Consider the following 23,266-nt stretch of genomic DNA (forward strand, 5'->3'; position numbering starts at 1 on the left):
CTCCGCCAGCCTCACCGCGTCGGCATAGCCGAAGGCCGCGGCCGCGGGTCAGGAGCGCTCCGCCAGTCTCACCGCGTCGGCATAGCCGAAGGCCGCGGCCGCGGGTCAGGAGCGCTCCGCCAGCCTCACCGCGTCCGCGTAGCGGAGGGCGGCCGCCCGTAGCTCCGCCTCCGGGTCCTCGCCGGCCGCCCGGGCCGCGGCGACCAGGCGCAGCAGCCGCGAACCCAGGTCGTCGCCCGTCGGCAGCGCCACCTCCAGGCCGGCCCGCTCCGTGCGTTGCAGGAACTTGGCGGCCAGGGCCAGTGCCGGTTGGGCGAGGGCTACGCCGTCCATGGCCGAGTCGCGGGACTTCTCGGCCTTCTTGATCTGCTCCCAGTTGTCGATGATCTCGTCGACGGAGCCGACCTCGGTGCCGGCGAAGACGTGCGGGTTGCGGCGGATCATCTTCTCCACCAGGCCGCCGGCTACGTCGTCGACCGTCCAGCGTTCGTCTTCCGGCAGGTCCTCCGCCAGCCGCGCGTGCAGCACCACCTGGAGCAGCACGTCGCCCAACTCCTCGCGCAGGCCCGCCAGGTCCTCGGCCTCGATCGCGTCGTAGGCCTCGTACGCCTCCTCCAGCAGGAACTGCGCCAGCGACTGGTGGGTCTGGGCCCGCTTCCACGGGTCGCCGCCCGGCGAGTAGAGGCGGTCCATCACGGCCACCGCGTCGAGCAGCCGGCCCCCGGCGGGGTCCCAAGACCCGTAGGTCACCTCGAGCTCGGCCAGACCGGGCTGGCGCGCCAGGCGTACGCCCAGCTCACGGGCCAGATCCGGGTCACCCGTCGGCCCGGCGAGCCAGACGATGTCGCCCTCCCGGGCGTGCTCAAGCAGGCTGTCGACCCGCGCCGGCACGATCGTCACCGTCCCACCGGCCGCGCGCACGGCGTCGGTCAACGGCGTCTCGGCGGCGGCCAGCACGGGCCGCGCCCGGACGGCGTCCCAGGCGTCCGCGGTCAGCAGGCCGGCCGGCAGCCGCGGCGACGTGACGAGCAGCAGGATGCGGGGCATGTCCCTAGCTAAGCGCGGTCGGAGACGGTGTCGCTGCCTTCCAGGTACGGCAGGTCGTAGAAGACCGCGCCCTGCTGGGAGGAGACCACCATCGGGGCCGCGAGCGGCAGGTAGCGCGGGTTGACCGTCGCGTCGCTGGCCGTCGCCGCCTTCTCGAGCAGGCCGGTGAGCTGGTAGGCCGCCGAGACGAACTCGCCGTTGCCGAATGCCTGCTTGATCTTGGCCAGGTCGAAGCCGGCCTCGATCGCGTCGACCTTGACCAGCGCGTTGTAGACGCCGCGCAACTGATCCTCGGTCACGGCCGGGACATTGGTGCCGATCTTGGCGAAGATGGCCTGCGAGAGGTTGACCCACTCGGCGTAGTCCTTGGCGTACTGGCTCTCGGCCGGCACGCCCAGCCCCGCCGCCACCTGCTCGGCGCTGACCGTCTCGACCGGCTGCACGCCCTGCTCGGCGGCGACCTTGCGGCCCAGGTCGAGGGTGACCTCGAGGTCGACGACCTGCTGTCGGCTGACCTTCGGGCCCGACGCCGGCTCGGCACCCGGCTGCTCCGCAGCGGGCGTAGCCGCCGGGGTCGCCGACGCACCCGCACCCGCGCCGTCGAAGATCTGCGTCACCTGGTCCTCGGTGACCTTCCGGTCGCCCAGGTAGGCGGCCACGGATGGCTCGGAACGACAGGCCGCCAGGCCACCGAGGCCGAGGGCGGCGACGACGACGATCGACGCGATGCGGCGGGCACGAAGCATGGTCGACACTCTCTCACGCCTCGCCGTCGCGCCGCCTTTCACCCCAGGACGTCCTTCACCAGCTGTTCGCACCACTGCAGCAGGGCCTGGTCGCGCAGCGGCTCGCCGCCGATCCGGCGCGTGGTCGGGCGCGGCACGCTGACCTGGTCGATCGCCGCCTTGTAGACCGCGTCGGGGTGGTAGCGCTTGAGCCGCAACTGCCGCGAGTCGGGCAGCGGCATCGGCGAGAACCGCAGGTGCTTGCCCTGCACCGACACGTCGGTGATCCCCCGCGCGCGCATCACGAGCCGGAACCGGGCGATCGCCACCAGGTTCCGGACCGGCTCCGGCGGCTCGCCGTACCGGTCGGTCAACTCGGCCACAATCTCGTCGAGCTTCTCGGTGGTACGGGCCTCGGCCAGCTTCCGGTACATCTCGAGGCGCAGCCGCTCCACCGCGATGTAGTCGTGCGGCAGGTTGGCGTCGATCGGGAGGTCGATCTTGAAGTCGAACTCCTCCTCGGGCTTCTCGCCCTTGAACGCCGACACCGCCTCGCCGACCATCCGCACGTAGAGGTCGAACCCGACGCCCTCGATGTGGCCGGACTGCTCACCGCCGAGCAGGTTGCCGGCGCCACGGATCTCGAGGTCCTTCTTGGCCACGTACATGCCCGCACCCAGCTCGGTGTGCTGGGCGATCGTCGCGAGCCGCTCGTGCGCGTGCTCGGTCAGCGGCTTCTCCGGCGGGTAGAGGAAGTAGGCGTACGCCCGCTCCCGGCCCCGGCCGACCCGGCCGCGGATCTGGTGGAGCTGGGCCAGGCCGAGCAGGTCGGCCCGCTCCACGATCAGCGTGTTGGCGTTGGGGATGTCGATGCCGGACTCGACGATCGTGGTGCAGACGAGGACGTCGTACTCCTTCTCCCAGAAGCCGACCATGACCTTCTCGAGCGCTTCCTCGCCCATCTGGCCGTGCGCCACCGCCACCCGCGCCTCGGGCACCAGCTCACGCAGGCGGCGCGCCGCCCGATCGATCGACTCGACCCGGTTGTGCAGGTAGAAGACCTGACCGTCGCGGAGCAGCTCGCGGTGGATCGCCGCGGCGACCTGCCGGTCGTCGTGCGCGCCCACGAAGGTCAGCACCGGGTGCCGCTCCTCGGGCGGGGTCGCGATCGTCGACATCTCCCGGATGCCGGTGATCGCCATCTCCAGCGTGCGCGGGATCGGCGTGGCCGACATGGTCAGCACGTCGACCGACGTACGCAAGGACTTCAGGTGTTCCTTGTGCTCGACGCCGAACCGCTGCTCCTCGTCGACGACGATCATGCCGAGGTTCTTGAACCGCGTCGCCGATGCCAGCAGCCGGTGCGTGCCGATCACGATGTCGGCGGTGCCGGCGGCGGCCATGTCGAGCGTCTGCTCGGCCTCCTTCGGCGTCTGGAACCGGGACAGCTGCCGGATCTGCACCGGGAACTGGTTCATCCGTTCAGTGAACGTGTTGAAGTGCTGCTGGGCGAGCAGGGTCGTCGGCACGAGCACCGCGACCTGTTTGCCGTCCTGGACGGCCTTGAACGCCGCGCGTACCGCGATCTCGGTCTTGCCGTAGCCTACGTCGCCGCAGATCAGGCGGTCCATCGGCACCGACTGCTCCATGTCGCCCTTGACCTCGTCGATCGCGGAGAGCTGGTCGGGCGTCTCGGTCCACGGGAACGCGTCCTCCAGCTCGCGCTGCCACGGTGTGTCGGGGCCGAACGCGTGGCCCTTGGACGCCTTGCGGGCCGCGTACAACTGGATGAGCTGCGCGGCGATCTCCCGGACGGCCTTGCGGGCGCGGGCCTTGGACTTCTGCCAGTCGGTGCCGCCCATCTTGTGCAGCGCGGGCGTCTCGCCGCCGACGTAGCGCGAGAGCTGGTCGAGCTGGTCGGTCGGCACGTACAACCGGTCGCCGGGCTGGTTCTTCTTCGACGGGGCGTACTCGATGACCAGGTATTCGCGGCTCGCGCCGTTGACGACCCGCTGCACCAGCTCCACGTATCGGCCGATGCCGTGCTGCTCGTGCACGACGAAGTCGCCGTTGCGCAGCTCCAGCGGGTCGATGGTGTTGCGCCGCCGGCTGGGCATCTTCCGCATGTCGCGCGTGGTGGCGCCGCGCCCGCCGGTGACGTCGTTGCCGGTCAGCACGGCCAGCCTGGACGCCTCGTCGACGAACCCGTGGTTCAGCCCGCCGCAGGTGACCAGCACCGTCCCCGGCTCCGGCGGCGCGTCGATGCCCTCGGTCAGGACGGCACCCAGGCCGGCGTCGCGCAGCACCTCGACGGCCCGCTGCGCCGGCCCGTGGCCCTCGAAGACGAGCGCGACCGCCCAGCCCTGGTCGCGCCACTGCCCAACGTCCTTGATCACCTTCTCGGTCTCGCCGTGGTAGAGCGCCGTCGGCTGGGCCGCCAGCGCGATCGCGTCACCCGTGTCGGGCGTGACCGTGACGGTCTCGAGCGGGTCCTCCCAGGGCGCCGGCTCGGCCTCGGCCACGCTCTCCACGAGCCCGAACGGCGAGACGGACCACCAGGGCAGCCGCAGCTCCTCGGCGGCGTGCCGTACCTCGGCCAGGGTCTTGAATGCGGCGGCGCCGAGGTCGATCGGCGCCTGGCCACCGACGGCGGCCGCGGCCCAGGAGGCCTGGAGAAACTCCTCGCTGGTACGCACGAGGTCGTGCGCCCGGGTGCGGATGCGCTCGGGGTCGCAGAGCAGCACGTGGGTGCTCTTCGGCATGCAGTGCACGAGCAGCTCGAGCTGGTCGGCCCCCACGAGCGCGGGTGCGAGGCTTTCCATGCCCTCGACCGGGATGCCCTCGGCCAGCTTGTCGAGAATCTCGAGCAGCTCGGGGTGCTGCTCGCCCAGCTTTCGGGCCTTGTCTCGGACGTCGTCGGTCAGCAGCAGCTCGCGACACGGCGGCGCGAACATCGTCTCGACCTTGTCGATGGTCCGCTGGTCGGCGACGGCGAAGGTGCGGATCTCGTCGACCTGGTCGCCCCAGAACTCGACCCGGGAGGGATGCTCGTCGGTGGGCGGGAAAACGTCGAGAATGCCACCGCGTACGGCGAACTCGCCGCGCTTGGTGACGAGATCGACCCGGGCGTACGCCATGTCGTTGAGGCGGTGCGCGACCTCGTCGAGATCGGCATCCTGGCCGGCGGCGAGCTCGACGGGCTCGAGGTCACCGAGCCGCTTGAGCTGAGGCTGCAGCATGCTGCGGACGGGGGCGACGACGACCTTGACCGGGTTGTCGCCGGGGTGGGCGAGCCTTCTGAGGACGGCGAGCCGCCTGCCGACGGTGTCCGACCTGGGCGATAGGCGCTCGTGCGGCAGGGTCTCCCAGGCGGGGTAGCTGACGATCTGGTCGGCGGGCAGCAGGCTGCCGAGCGCGGCGGCGAGATCGTCGGCCTCACGGGAGGTGGCGGTGACGGCGAGCACGGGCCGATCGGCGCCGTCCCGCACCGCGGCGACGGCGGCGACGACGAAGGGCCGCAGGGCAGCGGGCGCGGTGAGATCGAGCCCATCGGCGTCGGGAAAGCCGGCACGAGCGAGATCGCGCGCACGGGCCAGGCCGGCGTCACCCAGGGCAGCGGCCAACAGACCATGAAGCATGGATGATCCTCTCGGGGCACGCAGGACGGCCCCCCAGCCGGCAGGCAGGGGGGTGCGACGTGCGGCTCCAAGACTACGCCGGGGGTACGACAACCCGCCCGCACGTTTCGCCAGGGCCGGTTCTCGATCAAGGCTCAGCGCCGCCCGCGCGCTGTCGACCAGGGGTTGCGCATCTAGCTGATCACGTTTCAATGAGGTAGTGAGCAGCTCCAACCTGGTGCGGTACTGGAGCCATCCCGCAGTCGCCGGGGTGGACCTGATGCGGGCCCGCTTCCGGCGGCACGAGTTCCGCCGGCATAGTCACGAGACGTTCGCGATCGGACTTATCGAGACCGGGCCCGAGGATCTCGGATTCGGCACCGGGTCCGATATAGCAGCTTCCGGCGGCGTCGTCCTGATAAATCCGGGCGAGGTGCATGCCGGCCGGGCCGCCGCTGACAACGAGTGGAGCTACCGGGTGTTCTACCCTGACCCGGAGCTGATCACAGCGCTGGCCAAGGAGCTGACGGTCGGCGGACCCCCGGCCTTCCGGGAACAAATTGTCTACGCCCCGCAGATGTTCGCCGACCTCCGCGCCGCGCACCAAGCGGCCGACAAATGCGACGATCTGGCGTCGAGCTATCTCCTCCAGGTCACTCTCGGTCGGCTGCTCACCCGGTACGGTGAGCCGGCGCGGCGGCGCCTGACCGCATTCGCTTCTCGCCAGTACGTCGATCGGGCAACCGCGGTGCTGCACGAACGGATGATGTCCCCGCCAACGTTGGACGAGCTCGCTGCGCTGGTCGGCACCGGGAAGTTCGCGCTACTCCGAGCGTTCCACACGGTCCACGGGGTGCCGCCGTACGTGTACCTCAACCAGCTGCGGGTGCGTCACGTCCAGAGGATGCTGGAGCGGGGAGTCGGGCTCGCGGACGCGGCTGCCGCTGCGGGCTTCACCGACCAGCCGCACATGTCCCGGAACTTTCGGGCAATCATCGGGGTGGCGCCTGGGGCATACCGGCGGGAATGCGAGGAGCGGCGCAACTACGTACAAGACCTGACGGCGCGGGGCTCTCTACGGTCGCGAAATGAGTTTCCCACTTGACCTTGAACCCGAGACCGTGGATCACCTCGGCCGCCGGGCTGTCGAATTCGTTACGAACTACCTCCGTGCGCTGCCGACTGAACCGGTATCACACTTCGCAGACGCGGACCGCCTGGTGGGTGAACTGCTCGGCCCGCCGCCAGAGAAACCGGGCGACCTGGGCGACCTGCTGTCGACACTCGGTACCGCCGCCGGATACGGCCTCAACCCGGCAGCCGGCGGCTATCTCGCATACTTTCCCGCCGGCGGACTGCCCAGCGCCGCGATCGCCGAGATGGTCGCTCAGACTTTGAACCGGTTCACCGCGTTCGCTGCGCTCGCGCCTGGTCTGGTTGCCATGGAGCAGGGCATCATCCGATGGCTCTGTGTCGAGCTCGGGCTACCCGCGGGGTCGAGCGGGTTGGTGCTGAGCGGCGGATCGATGGCGAACCTGGTCGCCATCGTGGCAGCGCGTGATGACCGCTTGACCGGCGATCCGCGGCGGGGGGTCGTGTACGTCACCGAGCACACCCACTACTCCGTGTCGAAGGCCGCCCATCTCGCGGGTCTGGAGGACTCACAGCTTCGCGTGGTTCCCACCAGGGACGACATGCGGATGAACCCGACGGCCACCGCGGAACAGATCGCCATCGACCGGGCCGCCGGGTTGTACCCGTTCCTGCTGGTCGCTACCGCCGGCGCCACGAGCACCGGCCTCGTCGACCCACTCGACGAGCTGGGCAGGCTCGCCCGCCGGGAAGACCTGTGGTTTCACGTCGACGGGGCATACGGCGCGCCGTACCAGCTCACCGAGCGCGGCCGGGCGCTACTCGCCGGGATCGAGGACGCCGACTCGATCGTGCTGGACCCGCACAAGAGCATGTTTCTGCCGTACGGGACGGGCATGTTGCTGGTCCGAGACGAACGAACGCTGCGCGCCGCGCACGCGGGGGACGGCGATTATCTGCAGGACATCGGCGGCGTGGCAGAGCTGCCCGACTACGCCGCCCTCGGCCCCGAGCTGAGCCGTGAGTGGCGGGGCTTACGCCTGTGGCTGCCACTGCAACTGCACGGTGTGGCCGCGTTCCGTGAGGCTCTCGACGAGAAGCTCGACCTGGCGCGCTCGTTGTATCGGGCGCTCGCCGCCGAGCCCCGGCTCGAGCTGCCGTGGGAACCGGACTTGACCGTGGTCGGCTTCCGGCTACGCGACGCTGGGCCGGACGCCGCCGCCATACACCGTCGGCTGCTCGACCGAATCAACGGTACCGGACGAATCTTCCTGTCCAGTACCAAGATCGGCGGTCGGTACACGGTACGACTCTGCCCGCAGGGTCTCCGGACAAGCGCCGCGCACGTCGCCGAGGCAATCGACCTGATCCGGTCCGCAGTGCACGATGTATGAAACGGGAATTGGGGCACGCAGAACGGAATAGCCCTTTCCGTGCGGTCGAGGGACCGCATCAGTAGCGGACCGAGATCCGCTGCGCCCCGGCGTCGACCCGTGCCTCGCCGCCGTAGGGCAGGACCAGCTGCGGGTCGGTGTGGCCGATGTCCAGGTCCAGCACCGCGACCGCCTCCGGGGCGTATTCGCCGATCGCCCGCAGCACCGCCGCCCGCTGGTCGTCGCCGTAGGCCCGCTTCGCGTCGGGCGCCAACTGGTTGGACCGGTCCCAGCACTTCGGCCGGCCGACCAGGATCGCCGGGCAACCGGACAGCCAGCCGCGCTCGCCCAGGCTGCGCAGCATGTAGTAGACCTCGGTCGCCGACGGCATGTCCTCGGACGTCTCCATGAAGAAGATCGCGCCGGGCGGCGGGGCCGCGACCACGTCGGCCGCCAGCAGCCAGGTCAGCACCTCGATGTTGCCGCCCCACAGGCGCCCGGTCACCGCACCCGACGCGCCGTGCCAACGCCGCCCCGAGGACGGGAACATCGGCTGGGTCACCGACGCGTAGCCGGGCGTGAGCCAGTCGACCGACTCGTCGGTGTAGTCGGACGACGGGGTCAGGTCGAACCACGAGGAGCCGAACAGCGCCGCCGACAGCGAGTCGCGGGTCAGCGGGTGCATCGCGCCGGCCCGGCCGAAGTGCACCAGGATCGAGCCGCCGTGGTAGCCGACGATGCCGAGGCCGCTGAGGTAGTTGAGCAGGGTGGTGTTGTCGGAGTAACCCAGGAACGGCTTCGGGTTGGCTCGCAGGACCGCCGGGTCCAGGTGGCGCAGGATCCGCAGCTGGTCGTCGCCGCCGATGGTGGCCAGCACGGCCTCGATCGAGGGATCGGCGAACGCCGCCATGACGTCGCGGGCCCGATCAGCGGGCGAGGCCCCGAGCACGCGGGTAGTGGGAAATTCCACCGGCTCGAGCTTGAACTCGTCGCGCAGACGCCGCAGCCCCAGTTCGTACACCTCGGGAAAGATGGCCGGCAGGCCCGCGGACGGCGAGATCACCGCGACGCGTGACCCGGGTCGGGGCTTCGGTGGGTATTCCATTCACGAAGGTTAGCGACGGGCGCAAACGGGATTAACCGCCCAACAGGCCAAGGCCACACCGCCCGCGTGCCCGGTCGGCGCAGGTAGCATCATCATGCACGGGACAGCGCTGTCCGCCCCGCACCGCCGTAAGGAGCGCACCCGTGTCCGACCCCACCGGTCCGACCCCGGCCGACGACCCCGACGCCGCTCTCCGGGCTGACATCCGCCGGCTCGGCACCCTGCTCGGGCACACGCTGGCCCGGCAGGAGGGCCGCCCCCTGCTCGACCTCGTCGAGGAGATCCGCGCCCTGGTCCGCAGCGACGCCGAGGCGGCCGCGACGCGCCTCTCGTCGATGGATGTCACCACCGGCACCAAGCTGGCCCGCGCGTTCTCCACCTACTTCCACCTGGCCAACATCACCGAGCAGGTGCACCGCGCCCGCGAGCTGCGCCGGCAGCGCGCGACCCAGGGCGGCTGGCTCGACCGGGCGGCCAAGCTGATCGCCGAGCGCGGCGTCCCCGCCGACGAGATCGCGGCCGCCGGCCGGCGTCTCGCGGTGCGCCCCGTCTTCACGGCCCACCCGACCGAGGCCGCCCGCCGCTCGATCCTGTCGAAGCTGCGCGCCGTCGCCGACGAGCTCGACGCCGAGGCCGCCGAGAGCGTGCTCTACGGCGCCCCGCCGCACGCCGACGACCGGCGCCTGGCCGAGCTGCTCGACCTGCTCTGGCAGACCGACGAGCTGCGCCTCGACCGCCCCGACCCGACCGACGAGGCGCGCAACGCGATCTACTACCTGCGTGACCTCTACGCCGACGCCGCGCCGCAGGTGCTCGACGACCTGGCCGACACGCTGCGCGGGCTGGGCATCGAGACGTCGCCGACCGCGCGGCCGCTGACCTTCGGCACCTGGATCGGCGGCGACCGCGACGGCAACCCGTTCGTCACCCCTAGGGTCACCCGCGACGTGCTGCTCATCCAGTACGAGCACGGCATCCAGGCCACCGAGCAGGCCCTCGACGACCTGATCAACGAGGTCTCGGTGTCCCGCCGGCTGCGCGGGGTTTCCCTCGACCTGTCCGCGAGCCTCGCCCGCGACCTCGACAACCTGCCCGAGGTCGCCGAGCGGTTCCGCCGGGTCAACGCCGAGGAGCCCTACCGGCTCAAGGCCCGCTGCGTGAAGGCCAAGCTGGCCAACACCCGCCAGCGGCTGGCCCACGGCACCGCGCACGTGCCGGGCCGCGACTACCGCGGCAGCGTCGAGCTGATCGCCGACCTGGAGCTGATGCGCGCGTCGCTGGCCCGCAACGCCGGCCAGCTCACCGCGGTCGGCAAGCTCGCCAGCGCGATCCGCACGATGTCGGCGTTCGGCCTGCACCTGGCCACCATGGACATCCGCGAGCACGCCGAGGCCCACCACCTCGTGCTGGCCCAGCTCTACGGTCACGTCGGCGAGGTGGCCGACTACCGCAACCTGCCCCGCGACGAGCGCACCAAGCTGCTCGCCACCGAGCTGTCCGGGCGCCGCCCGCTGGCCGGGGTGGGCACCGCGCTGACCGACGCCGCCCGCAAGACGTTCGACGTCTTCACCGCGATCCGCGAGGCGCAGGACCGGTTCGGCCCCGAGGTCATCGAGTCCTACATCATCTCGATGACGCTCGGCGTCGACGACGTGCTCGCCGCGGCCGTGCTGGCCCGCGAGGCCGGCCTCGTCGACGTGCACGGCAACCGCGCCGACATCGGGTTCGTGCCGCTGCTGGAGACGCCCGCCGAGCTCAACGCCGGCGGTGAGCTGCTCGACGAGCTGCTGTCGCTGCCCGCCTACCGCGCGCTGGTGCGGGCCCGGGGCGACGTGCAGGAGGTCATGCTCGGCTACTCCGACTCCAACAAGGAAGCCGGCATCACCACCTCGCAGTGGTCCATCCACCGGGCGCAGCGCGCGCTCCGCGACGTCGCCGCCCGCCATGGCGTACGCCTGACGCTCTTCCACGGTCGCGGCGGCACCGTCGGCCGGGGTGGCGGCCCGACCCACGAGGCGATCCTGGCCCAGCCCTACGACACGCTGGACGGCTCGATCAAGGTCACCGAGCAGGGCGAGGTCATCTCCGACAAATACACGCTGCCGGCGCTGGCCCGGGAGAACCTGGAGCTGACCGTGGCGGCCGTGCTGCAGGCGACCCTGCTGCACACCGAGCCGCGCCAGCCGCAGGAGATGCTGTCCAAGTGGGACGACGCGATGGACGTCGTCTCCGGCGCCGCCTTCTCGGCGTACCGCGGCCTGGTCGAAGATCCTGACCTGCCCGACTATTTCTGGGCCTCGACGCCGACCGAGCTGCTCGGCGCGCTCAACATCGGCTCCCGCCCGGCCAAGCGCCCCAACGCCAACGCCGGTCTCGGCGGGCTGCGGGCGATCCCGTGGGTGTTCGGCTGGACGCAGTCGCGGCAGATCGTGCCGGGCTGGTTCGGGGTCGGCACGGGCCTGCAGGCCGCCCGCGCCGCCGGCCTCGCGCCCGTGCTCGCGGAGATGCACGGCGACTGGCACTTCTTCCGCACGTTCCTCTCGAACGTCGAGATGATGCTGACCAAGACCGACCTCACCATCTCCCGGCGCTACGTCGAGACGCTGGTGCCCGAGCCGCTGCGGCGGATCTTCGAGACCATCGAGCAGGAGTACGAGCTGACGAAGCGCGAGGTCCTCGCGATCACCGGCTCGCCGGCGCTGCTGGAGAACAACACGGTGCTGCAGCGCACGCTGGCCGTCCGCGACACCTACCTCGAGCCGCTGCACCACCTGCAGGTCGCGCTGCTCCGGCAGTACCGCGACTCGGGCGCGGCCGGCCGCGCGGTGGCGACGGCGCCGGGCGGGCGGCGGGCGCCGAGCGACGGGCAGGCGCTGGAGCGGGCGCTGTTGACCACGGTCAACGGCATCGCGGCGGGCATGCGCAACACCGGCTGATTGCGACGCGTCGCACCGGCCTGCCACGATCGGCGGCATGACGGGGGTCGACGCGGCACGTGGTGTCAGCACATGGTCTCGGGTGCGCCCGGCCCTTCGGGTCGGGCTCGCCCTGCTGTGGGTCGCATGGGCTGTTGTCACATGGTGGTCAGCGCCGCGGGCGGCCACGATCGCGGAGGCCCAGGCTGACGCGGCGGCCGGCCGGATCGTCGCCCATTACTGGGCCGACTCGTTCGCCGCCAGCGCCAACGACACCCTGTGGTTTGCCCCGCCGCAGGTGTCGACGATCTACGACGGACCGGCACAGATGCTGGTCTGGCGCGCGGGCTTCGGCCGGGTGCACTACGCGCTCGTCGCTGACATCGTCACCGAGCCGGGCCCGCGCGGCCTGGTGGTCGTGGAGCCCAACCCGGCGGACCCGCTCCGCGCGGCCCTGCCTGCCGGTCAGCACGGCAACCCCATCCCATCGGTGGCCTCCGTTCTCGCGCTGACGATCGCGTTGGTCTGCTTCGCCGTCCTGATCCAGGGTCCCGCACCGAAGTTGGGCACGCGTTGGTTCTGGTTCTTCCTCGGCCTGCTCCCGTTCGGCCTCGGCGTCCTGCTGTGGCTACGCGCGGAACGCCCGTGGACCGAGCCCGAACCGCCGGCACCCGACAAGAAGACCGGCCAGCCCAAGCGGTACACGGGGCTGACCGGCCTCGGTCTCTTGATCGTCGGCGGGATCGTCATCTCGATCCTGGTCGCGCTGTTGCGCTCCCTACCGGAGTGGCTCGTGCCGAGCGCTCTTTCCTAGCTCGTCTCGCCGGTCACCGAGAACGAACCCAGCTTGCGGATGGCCACCACCAGGAACACGACCGTAACCACGATGCTCATGACGACGGCGACCGGGAGCGACACGTTGTTGTTCAGCAACGGCGAGGCCGATGCCTTGTCTGCGATGGTGAGCGCGTACTGCTGGACCGAAAGCACCCGCGTCCCGCTGACCAGGTTCGACAGCAGGCCTTCCCAGACGATCACGTAGACCAGGCCGAGGAGCACTGGTCGGCGGGAGACCAGGCTCAGCGCCACGAAGATCGTGGAGTAGATGACCGCGCCCACGGTGGAGCCGACCACGATCCCGAGGCCGAGCCGCGGACCTGAGGCAATGGCGCCGACGATGTAGAAGGGAACGGCGGCGGTGGCCGCGGTGACGCCGATGGCGACGAGCAGCTTCGGCACCACGATCCGCCAGCGCGGGATCGGCTTCGACAGGATGTGCGTGATCGTGCCGTCGTCGATCTCGGCGCCGAGCACGCCGGTGCCGACGATCAAGGCGACCACCGGCAGCAGCGTAGTGAAGCCCATCGCCACGATGACTTCCTGAACCCATTCCTCGGGCGAGGCGCCGCTCAGGCGCGGGATCAGCGCCACTGCGACCATCAGCACCGGCAACGGCAGGAGCAACAGGAACCGGCGCCGGCCGAGCAGGCCGCGCGTGGTGATCCAGGCGACCGTGGACATCAGGCCTCCACCAGGTAGGAGAACACGCTTTCCAGGGACTCGTCGGAGGGCAGCAGCCGCCGGACGCGGATGCCCTCCTTGAGCGCGATCCGGGGCAGCGCCCGGGTGAAACTGCCGTAGTCGCCGGCCCGTACGGTCAGGCCCTCGCGGGTCAGGTCGACGCCGTTGACCGACGGTTGGTGCATCAGCGCGACCGCGAGCCGCCGGTCGTCGGTGGACTGCACCGCGAACACGTGCGGCCGGTTGGTCATCAGCCGGCGGATCGTGCGGTAGTCGCCGGACGCGGCGAGCCTGCCCGAGACCATCACCTGGACGGTGCCGGAGAGCTGCTCGACCTCTTCGAGGATGTGCGAGCTGAACAGGATGGTCCGGCCGGCCTGGCCGAGCCGGTTGAGCAGGTCCATCATGTGCATACGCTGGCGCGGGTCCATGCCGTTGAAAGGCTCGTCGAGCAGCAGCACCTCGGGGTCGTGCACCAACGCGGCCGCCACCCGGGTGCGCTGCCGCATGCCCTTGGAGTAGGTGCCGATCCGACGGTCCTTGAACTCGGTCATCTCGACCAGGTCCAGCGCGCGGGCGGTCGCCGCCGCCGGGTCGGGCAGGCCGTGCAGCTTCGCGCTGACGAGGACGAACTCCTCAGCCGAAAGGTACGCGTGTACGGACTCGCGCTCGCTGACCAGGCCGAGCTTGCGGTAGACCTCGGGGTTGCGCCAGGTCGACTGGCCGTCGATGGCCAGCGTGCCACGCGACGGTGGCAGGAAGCCGGCCATCATGTGCAGCAGGGTGGTCTTGCCGGCGCCGTTGGGGCCGAGCAGTCCGGTCACGCCGGGGTTGAGCGTCATGGTCACGTCGTTGACGGCGACCACATTGCCGTACCAGCGGGAAACCCCGGTGACTTCGAGGGTCATGACTGCGACACCTTCCGGTAGCGGCCGATCATCAGCGTCACGCACAGGGCGATCACGCCGAGGGTGACGAGGGCGTACAGCGGGCCGAACGGGCCGATGCCGCCTTCCTCGATCTCGTTGGCCGACTCGAAGAGCCAGTCGCCGACGCCGCCGACCATGGTGGCCGGGTTGACGATCTGGGCGAGCTGGTGGGAGGTCTCGGACGGCACCGTGTAGAGCACACCGACGATCGGCACGGTCACGAGGAACACGCCGACGATCGCCGCGGCCGCCACCGCGCGCCGCTTGAGCAGTGACGCCACCAGGATCGCGATGCTGGCGAACACGACCGCGTAGAGGGCGGTGTAGATGATCCCGAGCCCGGCGTCGGCCAGCTCGTTCATCACGTTGCCGAAGCCCTTCACCGAGAACGCGGCGCCCAGGAAGATCAGGATCTGGCCGCCGCCCCAGACCAGGACGATCCCGGTCACCAGGGCGGCCAGCTTGGCCAGCGCGTAGTCGGCGGGCCGCAGCGGCCGCGAGAAGTAGAGCGGCAGCACCCCGCTGTGCAGGTCCCGGGAGACCAGCTCTGGCGCGGCGATCGCCACGAACAGCACCATCAGCGTGCTCAGGAACTGCGGCAGCTCGGCGTACTTCATGACGACCTCGCCGGTCTGCGCCCGGATCGCCATCATCACGATGCCGACGATGGTGACCACGCCGACGATCAACCAGGGAAAGATCTTCGCCTTGAAGTTGCGGCCGAGGCCGAACACGGTACGCAGGCTCTGCGTGTAGAGCGCCAGGAAGACGTCGCCGCGGCCGAGCCGCTCGCCTTCGTACCGCTGGTATCCGATGTCATGGATGACACCCGCGGGGCTAGACATGCGCGGCCTCCCGGTCGGCGAAGAGCTCGGCCACCCGGTGGCGGCGCTGGTCGAGGCGGTGCAGGGGAAGATCGAGATCGGCCACCGCGGTCAGGATGCGGTCATAGGTCTGATCGTCCTCCAGGGGTACGAGCAGCGCGTGGTTGTCGCGGGTGACCGGCAGCCGCATCTCCAGCAGCCTGGCCTCGAGCTCCGCGTCTCCCTCGCTGACCTCGACGACCAGCACGTCGGTCGAGGTGGTCATCGCCGACACGTTGTCGGAGCGAAGCAGCCGGCCGCCGTCGATCGCGATCAGGTGGTCGCAGATCCGCTCGACCTCGCCGAGCAGGTGCGAGCAGACCACGACCGAGATGCCGAACTCGGTGCCGATCCGCTGCACCAGGCTGAGCATCGCGTCCCGGCCGGCCGGGTCGAGGCCGTTGGTCGGCTCGTCCAGCAGCAGCAGGTCGGGGTCGTGCACGAGCGCCTGGGCCAGCTTGACCCGCTGCTTCATGCCGGTGGAGTAGCCGCCGACCTGCCGGTAGCGCTCCTCGTAGAGGCCGACGTGGCGCAGGGCCTCCGAGGCGCGCTCACGCGCCGTGGTCTTCGGCAGCCCGCTGATCCGGCCGAGGTGGGTCACCAGCTCGGCGGCGGACAGGTCGGGCGGCAATGAGTCGTGCTCGGGCATGTAGCCGACCCGGGCGCGGACGCCCATGGGGTCGACGGTGGGATCCAGCCCCAGCACCTGGACCCGGCCGGAGGTCGGTGGCAGCAGCCCGAGCAGGATCTTGATCAGCGTGGACTTGCCCGCGCCGTTGGCGCCGACCAGCCCGATGATCCCCGGCTCGACGCTGACCGTCAGGTCCGACAGCGCGGTCACCCGGCCGCCGTATGTCTTGGTGAGCGACTCGGTCGCGATGAGTGTCACGGGCTCAGCGTATGACCCAGCGTCACTGCCGTGGATCCGGCGCACCCCGGATCTCGCCATTAAGGGATCGGGTTCCGTGGGTCCCACTCGACCCTGACGGTACGGTGCTGAGACACTTTGGGCGCGGATTGACCGAGGGGGTTGGTTTGAGCGAGCGCGGGTGGCTGATGCCCGAGGAGATGCTGCGCGACGCGCCGGCTTACAATCCACGGCCGTCCGAGCTCGCCGACCTGGAGCTGCTGCTCACCGGGGCGTACGCGCCCCTGACGGGGTTCCTCGGCCGGGCCGACCTGATCGCCCTGCAGCGCCGCGGGCGGCTCGAGGACGGCACGCCGTGGCCCCTACCCGTGACCCTGGAGATCCCTGAGTCGCTGGCGCTCGGCCTCGACCTGTCCGACCCGGCGCTGCGCTCGATCGTGCTGACCGACCAGGAGGGCGCCCCGATCGCCGCCCTCGAGGTCACCGACACCTGGCCGACCCGGGACGGGCGCTACGGCGTCGGCGGCCCGGTCCGCCAGCTCGGCGACGGCCGGCACGGGCCGTTCCAGCGGCTGCGCCGCTCGCCGGCCGAGGTCCGCGAGCTGCTGCCGCCGGGCCGGGTGCTCGGCGTGGTCGCCGACCGCCCGCTGCACCGGCCGCAGCTCGCCCAGATCGCGCACGCGGCCCGCACGCTGGCCGCGCACCTGCTGGTGCTGATCCCCGTCGGCGACGCGGGCCCCGGTGGCCTGTCGCCCGAGGTGCTGGTCCGCACGGTGTTCGCGGCCCGCGACCGGATGCCCCCCGCGACGCTGGTCGCGGTGCCGCTGGTGCGCCGCGGCGACGAGATCCGCGACGCGCTGCTCCGGGCCCGGGTCGCCGCCGCCTACGGCGTGACCCACCTGCTCTCGACGGGCGAGATGCTGTCGGGCGGCGGCCCGCGGGTGCTGGTGCCGCGCGAGCTGGCCTACGACAACCGCGACGGCCAGTGGCGCTGGCGCGACGACATCCCCCCGCGCAACCGGCGGCTGGCGCTGACCAACGAGGAGATCGACGATCTGCTCGATCGCGGCTTCCCGCTGCCGGAATGGCACACACCGCCGGCGGTGGCCAAGGAACTGGCCCGCGCCCGCCCGGCGCGGCGGCATCGGGGCCTGGTCGTGTTCATGACGGGTCTGTCGGGCTCGGGCAAGTCGACGGTGGCGCGCGGGGTCGCTGATCATCTGCGCGAGACCGGCGACCGGACCGTGACGCTGCTCGACGGGGACGTGGTCCGCCGGGAGCTGTCGGCGGGTCTCGGTTTCAGCAAGGAGGACCGCGACCTCAACATCCGCCGCATCGGCTGGGTGGCGGCGGAGGTGGCCCGGCACCGGGGGATGGCGATCTGCTGCCCGATCGCCCCTTATGCGGCGGCCCGCAAGACGGCCCGCGACATGGCGACACTGGCGGGGGCGGGCTTCGTGCTGATCCATGTCGCGACCCCGCTGGAGGTCTGCGAGCGCCGGGACCGCAAGGGCTTGTACGCGAAGGCGCGGGCGGGCTTGATCAAGGGTATGACGGGGGTGGACGACCCGTACGAGGTGCCGCTGGACGCGGACCTGACGATCGACACAAGCCAACTGAGCGTGGACGAAGCCGTAGCCGCGGTCCTGCACCACCTGACGGAAACGGGTTGGGTCGAGCCCAAGCACTGATCGCGGCGTCAACTTCTCGCTAGCTGCCCACATCGTGTCTTGATCGCTCAGGACCTTGCCACGAGGCGCAGTTTGAGGAAGGATCTCCGGACCAAGTCATTCGTCCGAATGGCGACGGTACCCGCCCCTTTTTAGGTAACCATTTGCCGGCCGTCCCCTCAGCTGCGCCCTCGGCGCGCTAGCGTTATGTCCCAAATGACACGTTGATCACCACAGGAGTGTGGATTGTGTCGGTAGCGGCGTTCGACGACCCCATTAAAATCCTCCGTAGACACGGTTCGTCGCCAACGGAGCGGTGTAGCACCAACGTCACGTGTCCCGACGTCTTCGAACTTGCGGATGGCCGGTTTGCGGTCGTGGGCTTGGACGCGACTGGAGCCCTCGACGGCGAGCTACACAAAGTTGAGGCTTCCCGCGCGGATGACGAGCGAATCGTCGTGTTGCCGAGGGACGTCATGCTGGATGCGCTCAGGGACATCAGACGGGCACCAGACACGCCCAGTTAGCTCAGCAACATCTCGCAATGGATATTGGACCGGGGCGACGAGCCGGGGGAGCCTGACGGTTCCAGGCGCTACATCCCCAAGGTTTGCTTGCATTCAGCGCGGATCTCGTCGCCCACTTGATTCATCTTGTGCTCAAAGGAGCCTGCCACCAACGCACTAGCGCGTGCTTCTGCGGTTGCGGCCCAGTAATCACGAATGATCGGGCTTAGAAATAGATACCTGAATGTCCTTCGCAGTTCTTCCTCATCGATCTCGCCAAAGTGGCGCATCCAGGTGTGCTGGAGAATCAAATTGACGTACTGGTACTGACGATTTCGGATCTCGGAATCCGTCACCTTCGGCCAGACAGCTGCCAACTTAGGGTCAGCTATCGACATCTTCATCAAATCCATGTGAAGGCGGCGGACGTCAGCCTCGGCGCTCCGACGGAGCTCGGCTTGCGTCTGTACAAGCGCATGGCGCTGTACCTCCAGCTCGCCCCGCTGCGATCTCAACTCCGTAAACTGCATCCAGAACGTCACCACAACAGCCGCTAGGGCAAGGCCCGAGAAGAGGGCGTTTAGGACACCAAACGAGTCGCCGACGTCTGCCAGAGCCGACCAGCTCAGATCTTTCGCAGTCGAAGCGAGCAGGCTCGCCGCACCCACGCCGAAAAGCAACGCACTGGTCAGGGCGACCAAGACGGCAGCACTCCAAGCCAACACGCGCCGAACTCGGCGGACGACTACCTGGCCGCTTAGTTTCTCATCCACAGGTGGCCACCAAAGTCCAAATTCTCACCCGAACGGCTAACTTGCCAGCGCCCATCGCCATACTTCGATATTGGCATCGAGGCGCAAGCGGCGCCATGGCTTTGACTAGAGGAAGCGTGAGTGAACGAACGGGAAGGCGGCCGTGTGCACCAGTTCAGAACGCTAGCCCGCAATCGGCCCTACCGCGATTCGAATGATCAGTCAGGGTTCAGGCCCGCGAAGGCCAGGCGGAGGATTTGGTCCACCTGTTCTGCCGGGCGGGCCTTTGTGCAGCTGGGCGCGGTAGCAGATCGGGCCGTAGAGGATCTCCACCACGTCGTCCAGGTTCGCGTCCGCGCGTAGCTGGCCTTGCGATCGCCCGCGTTCCAGACGGTCCCGGGCCACGCCCGCCCGGGGCTTCACCAGGCCGTCCGAAGGACTTCGCCACTTCCGGGTCGTCCTGGGCCGCGCCGATCAGGCTGAGGTACGGCGCGAAGCGCGGGCTCGACAGGATCGCCGCGACGGCGGCCATCTCGGTGCGGAGGTCAGCGATCCGGTCGCCCGCGTCCGGGACATCCGTGGCCTGGCCGGCCAACGCGTTGATGCCCTCCTCGACTACCGCCGCCTTCGAGGGCCACGAGCGGTAGATCGTCTGCTTGCCGACGCGCGCGCTTGGCGATCTCCTCGACCTGTGGTGCGGGCCAGGCCCTGCTCGCGGGACAGCTCCAGGGCGGCCTCGATGATCGCCTGGCGTGCGCTTTCACGGCGGCGGTCGTGGCTCCGTCGACCGCGACATGGACACCACCACCGAGAACCCGTTCGCGGCGGCGCAATACCCCATGCAGGGCGCCATCCCGCTTCCTGAAAGCGTTGCTGCTGATCGCGCTGGGCAACGCGATCAGCAGGCGGCGCCTTCTTCCCACCTGGGTCGACGGATCGGCCGGCCTACGTCCTCGCCGCGATCAACCTCGCATTCGTCCCTGCGTGTTCTTCGGTGACGAACCGGCCGACTTCTACACCGCACTGGACTGGGGCACCATCGCGACTATGGGCGCCGTCTGGAGCCCGTGGACCCTCGCGGTCAGCATCAGCACGCTGCGCAGCGCCGGCACGATCACCACCGCCAGGCCCGTCAAGCAGGACGGGTACGCCTGACCAAGCAGCGAAAGTGCCCGGGTCCCGACGGGGGGATCGGGGATTTCTTTGCCCCGACGAGCTTGACAGCGGCTGGCCTGAGGAGCATATTCAACCTAGAAGTTAATTAACCGAGTGGTTGAGGAAGGCAGGCCGCGGTGGACCGGTTGAGCGAGGTGTTCAGCGCTCTCGCTGATCCGACGCGGCGGGCGATTCTGGCGCGGCTGGCCGAAGGCGAGGCGACCGTCAACCAGATCGCCGAACCTTTTCCGATCAGCCTCCAGGCGATCTCGAAACACCTGAAGGTGTTGGAGAAGGCCGGCCTGATCACTCGGGGCCGGGAAGCGCAGTGGCGGCCCTGCCGGCTCGACGCGGCACCTCTACGCGAGGTCGCCGATTGGGTGACCGGTTACCAGGTCTTCTGGGAAGAGCGTTACGACCAGCTAAGTGAGTACCTCAAACGGATCCAGAAGGAGCACTGAGATGGCGAACAACCTGACCGTGACCACGCCGTCCGACCTCGAGGTCAAGATGGTGCGCGTGTTCGACGCACCCAAGGCCCTGGTGTTCGACGCGCACTCCAAGGCCGAGCACGTCAAGCACTGGTGGGGCCGGGGCAACCCGCTCGACATCGAGATGGACTTCCGGGTCGGCGGCTCGTGGCGCTTCGTCGAGCACGCGCCCGACGGTGACTGGGCCTTCCGGGGTGAGTACCGGGACATCCAGGCGCCCGACCGGATCGTGCAGACCTTCGAGTTCGAGGGCATGCCCGGGCAGATCTGCGAGGAGACGCTGGATCTCACCGAGGACGGCGGCAAGACCACGGTCACCAGCGTGACCCGCTTCGACACCAAGGAGCAGCGCGACGGGATGATCGAGTCGGGCATGTCGGAGGGGGCGGGGCAGTCCTACGACGCCCTGGCCGACTACCTGGCCAAGATCAGCTAAGGCTCGACGAGCCAGCAGGAGGGGATGCCCGGCGGACCGGGCATCCCCTCGACTCGTTCAGCGCCGCGTCAGGTCCACGTTGAACGTGGGTTGCTGACCCAGCCGGCGGTACGCGGCGAGACCGTCCGACGTGCGCGTGACCCGCGAGTCCTTGCCGCTCTGGTCGGCGGGCGTGTCGAAATAGACCATCGCCTTCAGCCGCGGGAACATCGAGATCTGCCGCGCCACCGAGTCGTACAGCTCGGCCATGTGCCCGGGGTTCCGCGACGAATACCAGACTCCCCACTCGCCGAGCATGAACGGCTTGTTCGGGTGCCGCGCGGCCGCGTAGTTGTAGAAGCCCGGCCAGTCCGGCGCGCTGCTCGACGTGCGGTTCATCAGCTCCTCGAAGTCGCCGTACCCGTACTCGCCCCGCTCGCTGTGCGCGTAGACGTCCCAGCCCAGCCAGTCGACGACGTCGTCGCCGGGATACAGGTCCTCCCACCACGACTGCGTCAACCACGGGATGTACGCCATGTGCACCATCACCGAGACCAGGTTGGTGACGCCCTGCGCCCGCAACCGGTTGATCACGTACCGGAACATGTTGCGGTAGTCCGTCGCGGTGTAGCCGGAACCGCTCGACGCGCGGACGTCGTTCTCGGGCTCGTGGTGCACGGTGAAGAAGAACGGGTCCGTGAAGTTGTCGCGGATGTGCTCGGCCAGCCGGTCGAGATAGTTGTCGGTGTCCTCGTCACCCCGGGCGATCCGCGCCCAACTCGCACCGGTCGGCTTCCAGTTGAGGAAGAGCAGGCGCGGTTTGGCCGGGTCGCGGGCGAGCCGCATCTCCATCGCGGTCGGGAAGATCTCGGTGCCCCGGTGATAGGCGTGATAGATCGCCTGCGTACGACCGGTGTCCGCCTCGAAGTCCAACAGCGCCTCATCGCGCGGCTGGTCCGTGTGCGCACCAGGGGCGACACCCCAGAGCACCCCACACGTGGGTACGAGTCGCGGCCCCAACGAGCATCGCGGGTCACCGCCGGGCGTCGTCGGACTGGTCGAAGGAGTAGGCGTCGGCGGCCCGGCGGTCGGGGTCGAGGTCGGGCCCGCGGTCGGCGTCGAAGTCGGGCCAGTGGTCGGGGTCGACGTCGGCCCCGCGGTCGGCCCGGCGGTCGGCGTGGAAGTCGGCCCGGCGGTGGGCGTGGAAGTCGGCCCAGCGGTCGGCGTGGGAGGCGCCGGCGTCGTCGGGTCCGTGGTCGGCGCCGGCGTCGTCGGCTCGTCCGTCGGGTCGTCGGTCGGATCCGGCACCCCGGGCAGATCCGGCAGGTCAGGAAGATCCGGCAGGTCCGGGAGATCGGGCACCCCCGGCAGGTCGGGCAGATCCGGAAGGTCAGGCACCCCCGGCAGCCCGGGCAGGTCCGGCGGCTCCGGCCGGTCCGGCGGCGGAGGCAGGCTCGGCCGCGGCCACGACGGCATCCCCGGCAGGTCACCCACGCCCGGCACCCCCGGCAGACCGGCACCGACCCACGGCGTCACCGCGTCCTGCCAGGACACCCGCAGCGTCGGCGCCGCGCCGGCCGCCCGTACCCCGTCGCCGTCGAAGAAGTCCGCGGCCGCACCGCCCGGCGCGGTCACCGCGAACGCGTACGTCCCCCGGCCCTTGATCGCCTTCGACACGTCGAACCGCACCGACCGGTCGGACGGCCCGGGCCGGGCGATCCCCAGCACCGACCCCAGCGGCGGCGCGTTGAACCGGTCCAGCCCGTCCTCGCGCCACGACGTGGCCGGCACCGCGCTGATCTCCAGCAGCCGCGGCAGGTCGCCGGCCCGCCGGGTCAGCGTGATCTCGGCCCGCGCCGGCGTCCGTTTCGCGCGCCCCGAGGCCAGGTCGAACTTCAGGTAGGTGACGGCGGCCCCACCGCCCAGCCCGCCCGCGACCAACTGCACGCGACTCCCGCGGGGGCTCTCCCCCGTCGTCGTCGCGTACCCGTCGGCGCTCGCGGCCAGCCGGATGTCGGGATTGGACCCGAGGGCGCCACCGACGACGCCCAGCAGGACGGCGAAGCTGGTCAGGCCGGCCGCGACCGCGGCGCGCCGTCCTCGCAGTGGTCTGGCCATCAGGTTCCCTCCATCGTGACGCCGGTCTACCGGCGTGGCTGATGGTGCACAAGACCGACTTTAACCAAAATCAGATACTTAGGAGCATTAGCCGTTTTTCTGGG

General features: G+C 70.0%; 19 protein-coding genes. 8 read left to right on the forward strand and 11 right to left on the reverse strand.

The genetic code is table 11. From position 1 onward, the window contains the following. Positions 1-105 precede the first annotated feature (105 nt). The 3 genes from Asi02nite_RS28630 to mfd are packed head-to-tail and all read right to left on the reverse strand — an operon-like array spanning position 106 to position 5,410. Positions 106-1,047 (reverse strand): nucleoside triphosphate pyrophosphohydrolase, encoded by a 942-nt coding sequence (locus Asi02nite_RS28630; RefSeq protein WP_203717096.1) that lies wholly within the window; start codon positions 1,045-1,047, stop codon positions 106-108. A gap of 8 nt (positions 1,048-1,055) precedes the next feature. Beyond that, complete coding sequence (locus tag Asi02nite_RS28635) at positions 1,056-1,793, reverse strand: hypothetical protein (RefSeq protein WP_203717097.1); 738 nt, start codon at positions 1,791-1,793, stop codon at positions 1,056-1,058. Positions 1,794-1,831: 38 nt separating this feature from the next. Continuing rightward, a complete protein-coding gene (gene mfd, locus Asi02nite_RS28640; protein ID WP_203717098.1) occupies positions 1,832-5,410 on the reverse strand; it encodes a transcription-repair coupling factor in 3,579 nt (1,192 codons plus the stop codon). Between the two features lie 199 nt (positions 5,411-5,609). Here mfd and Asi02nite_RS28645 point away from each other — a divergent pair, with 199 nt between their 5' ends. Beyond that, positions 5,610-6,494 (forward strand): AraC family transcriptional regulator, encoded by an 885-nt coding sequence (locus tag Asi02nite_RS28645; protein WP_203717099.1) that lies wholly within the window; start codon positions 5,610-5,612, stop codon positions 6,492-6,494. After that, entirely contained in the window at positions 6,478-7,875 is a 1,398-nt protein-coding gene (locus tag Asi02nite_RS28650; protein WP_203717100.1) for a pyridoxal phosphate-dependent decarboxylase family protein, read from the forward strand. The genes Asi02nite_RS28645 and Asi02nite_RS28650 overlap by 17 nt, the downstream gene beginning before the upstream one ends. A gap of 58 nt (positions 7,876-7,933) precedes the next feature. Here the strand turns inward: Asi02nite_RS28650 and Asi02nite_RS28655 are convergent, their stop codons facing one another. Further along, positions 7,934-8,959: a S66 family peptidase gene (locus Asi02nite_RS28655; RefSeq protein WP_203717101.1), complete on the reverse strand. Its 1,026-nt coding sequence runs from the start codon at positions 8,957-8,959 to the stop codon at positions 7,934-7,936. 143 nt (positions 8,960-9,102) lie between these two features. On the opposite strand from Asi02nite_RS28655, the gene ppc reads away from it, so the two are divergent. Both ppc and Asi02nite_RS28665 read left to right on the forward strand, forming a co-directional pair. Continuing rightward, positions 9,103-11,895: a phosphoenolpyruvate carboxylase gene (ppc, locus tag Asi02nite_RS28660; RefSeq protein ID WP_203717102.1), complete on the forward strand. Its 2,793-nt coding sequence runs from the start codon at positions 9,103-9,105 to the stop codon at positions 11,893-11,895. A gap of 37 nt (positions 11,896-11,932) precedes the next feature. Next, positions 11,933-12,688, forward strand: a complete 756-nt coding sequence (locus Asi02nite_RS28665) for a hypothetical protein (protein ID WP_203717103.1) — start codon at positions 11,933-11,935, stop codon at positions 12,686-12,688. Here the strand turns inward: Asi02nite_RS28665 and Asi02nite_RS28670 are convergent. From Asi02nite_RS28670 to Asi02nite_RS28685, 4 genes are read right to left on the reverse strand one after another with little or no spacing between them, the layout of a single operon-like run. Beyond that, entirely contained in the window at positions 12,685-13,395 is a 711-nt protein-coding gene (locus tag Asi02nite_RS28670) for an ABC transporter permease (protein ID WP_203717104.1), read from the reverse strand. The genes Asi02nite_RS28665 and Asi02nite_RS28670 overlap by 4 nt on opposite strands. Then, the gene (locus tag Asi02nite_RS28675) at positions 13,395-14,303 is read right to left on the reverse strand and encodes an ABC transporter ATP-binding protein (protein WP_203717105.1); all 909 of its coding nucleotides are present in this window, start codon (positions 14,301-14,303) and stop codon (positions 13,395-13,397) included. The genes Asi02nite_RS28670 and Asi02nite_RS28675 overlap by 1 nt, the downstream gene beginning before the upstream one ends. Further along, entirely contained in the window at positions 14,300-15,169 is an 870-nt protein-coding gene (locus Asi02nite_RS28680) for an ABC transporter permease (RefSeq protein ID WP_203717106.1), read from the reverse strand. Before Asi02nite_RS28680 ends, Asi02nite_RS28675 begins: the two co-directional genes overlap by 4 nt. Next, a complete protein-coding gene (locus tag Asi02nite_RS28685; protein WP_203717107.1) occupies positions 15,162-16,076 on the reverse strand; it encodes an ABC transporter ATP-binding protein in 915 nt (304 codons plus the stop codon). Before Asi02nite_RS28685 ends, Asi02nite_RS28680 begins: the two co-directional genes overlap by 8 nt. A gap of 167 nt (positions 16,077-16,243) precedes the next feature. Between Asi02nite_RS28685 and cysC the strand changes: the two genes are divergently transcribed. Beyond that, positions 16,244-17,746: an adenylyl-sulfate kinase gene (gene cysC, locus Asi02nite_RS28690; protein ID WP_203717139.1), complete on the forward strand. Its 1,503-nt coding sequence runs from the start codon at positions 16,244-16,246 to the stop codon at positions 17,744-17,746. 574 nt (positions 17,747-18,320) lie between these two features. Here the strand turns inward: cysC and Asi02nite_RS28695 are convergent. Both Asi02nite_RS28695 and Asi02nite_RS42825 read right to left on the reverse strand, forming a co-directional pair. Beyond that, positions 18,321-18,932: a DUF6082 family protein gene (locus tag Asi02nite_RS28695; protein ID WP_203717108.1), complete on the reverse strand. Its 612-nt coding sequence runs from the start codon at positions 18,930-18,932 to the stop codon at positions 18,321-18,323. Positions 18,933-19,205: 273 nt separating this feature from the next. Continuing rightward, positions 19,206-19,406 (reverse strand): TetR-like C-terminal domain-containing protein, encoded by a 201-nt coding sequence (locus Asi02nite_RS42825; RefSeq protein ID WP_203717109.1) that lies wholly within the window; start codon positions 19,404-19,406, stop codon positions 19,206-19,208. Between the two features lie 447 nt (positions 19,407-19,853). Between Asi02nite_RS42825 and Asi02nite_RS28705 the strand changes: the two genes are divergently transcribed. From Asi02nite_RS28705 to Asi02nite_RS28715, 3 genes are all read left to right on the forward strand, one after another. Then, entirely contained in the window at positions 19,854-20,138 is a 285-nt protein-coding gene (locus Asi02nite_RS28705; protein WP_203717110.1) for a hypothetical protein, read from the forward strand. 137 nt (positions 20,139-20,275) lie between these two features. Next, complete coding sequence (locus Asi02nite_RS28710) at positions 20,276-20,599, forward strand: ArsR/SmtB family transcription factor (protein WP_203717111.1); 324 nt, start codon at positions 20,276-20,278, stop codon at positions 20,597-20,599. 1 nt (position 20,600) lies between these two features. Next, the gene (locus Asi02nite_RS28715) at positions 20,601-21,065 is read left to right on the forward strand and encodes an SRPBCC family protein (RefSeq protein WP_203717112.1); all 465 of its coding nucleotides are present in this window, start codon (positions 20,601-20,603) and stop codon (positions 21,063-21,065) included. A gap of 57 nt (positions 21,066-21,122) precedes the next feature. Here Asi02nite_RS28715 and Asi02nite_RS28720 read toward each other — a convergent pair whose 3' ends face one another. Next, positions 21,123-23,162, reverse strand: coding sequence for a glycoside hydrolase family 26 protein (locus tag Asi02nite_RS28720; RefSeq protein WP_203717113.1), 2,040 nt, complete (start codon positions 23,160-23,162; stop codon positions 21,123-21,125). Positions 23,163-23,266: the final 104 nt, after the last annotated feature.

This window comes from Asanoa siamensis, from assembly GCF_016862555.1.
GTDB classification, from domain to species: domain Bacteria; phylum Actinomycetota; class Actinomycetes; order Mycobacteriales; family Micromonosporaceae; genus Asanoa; species Asanoa siamensis.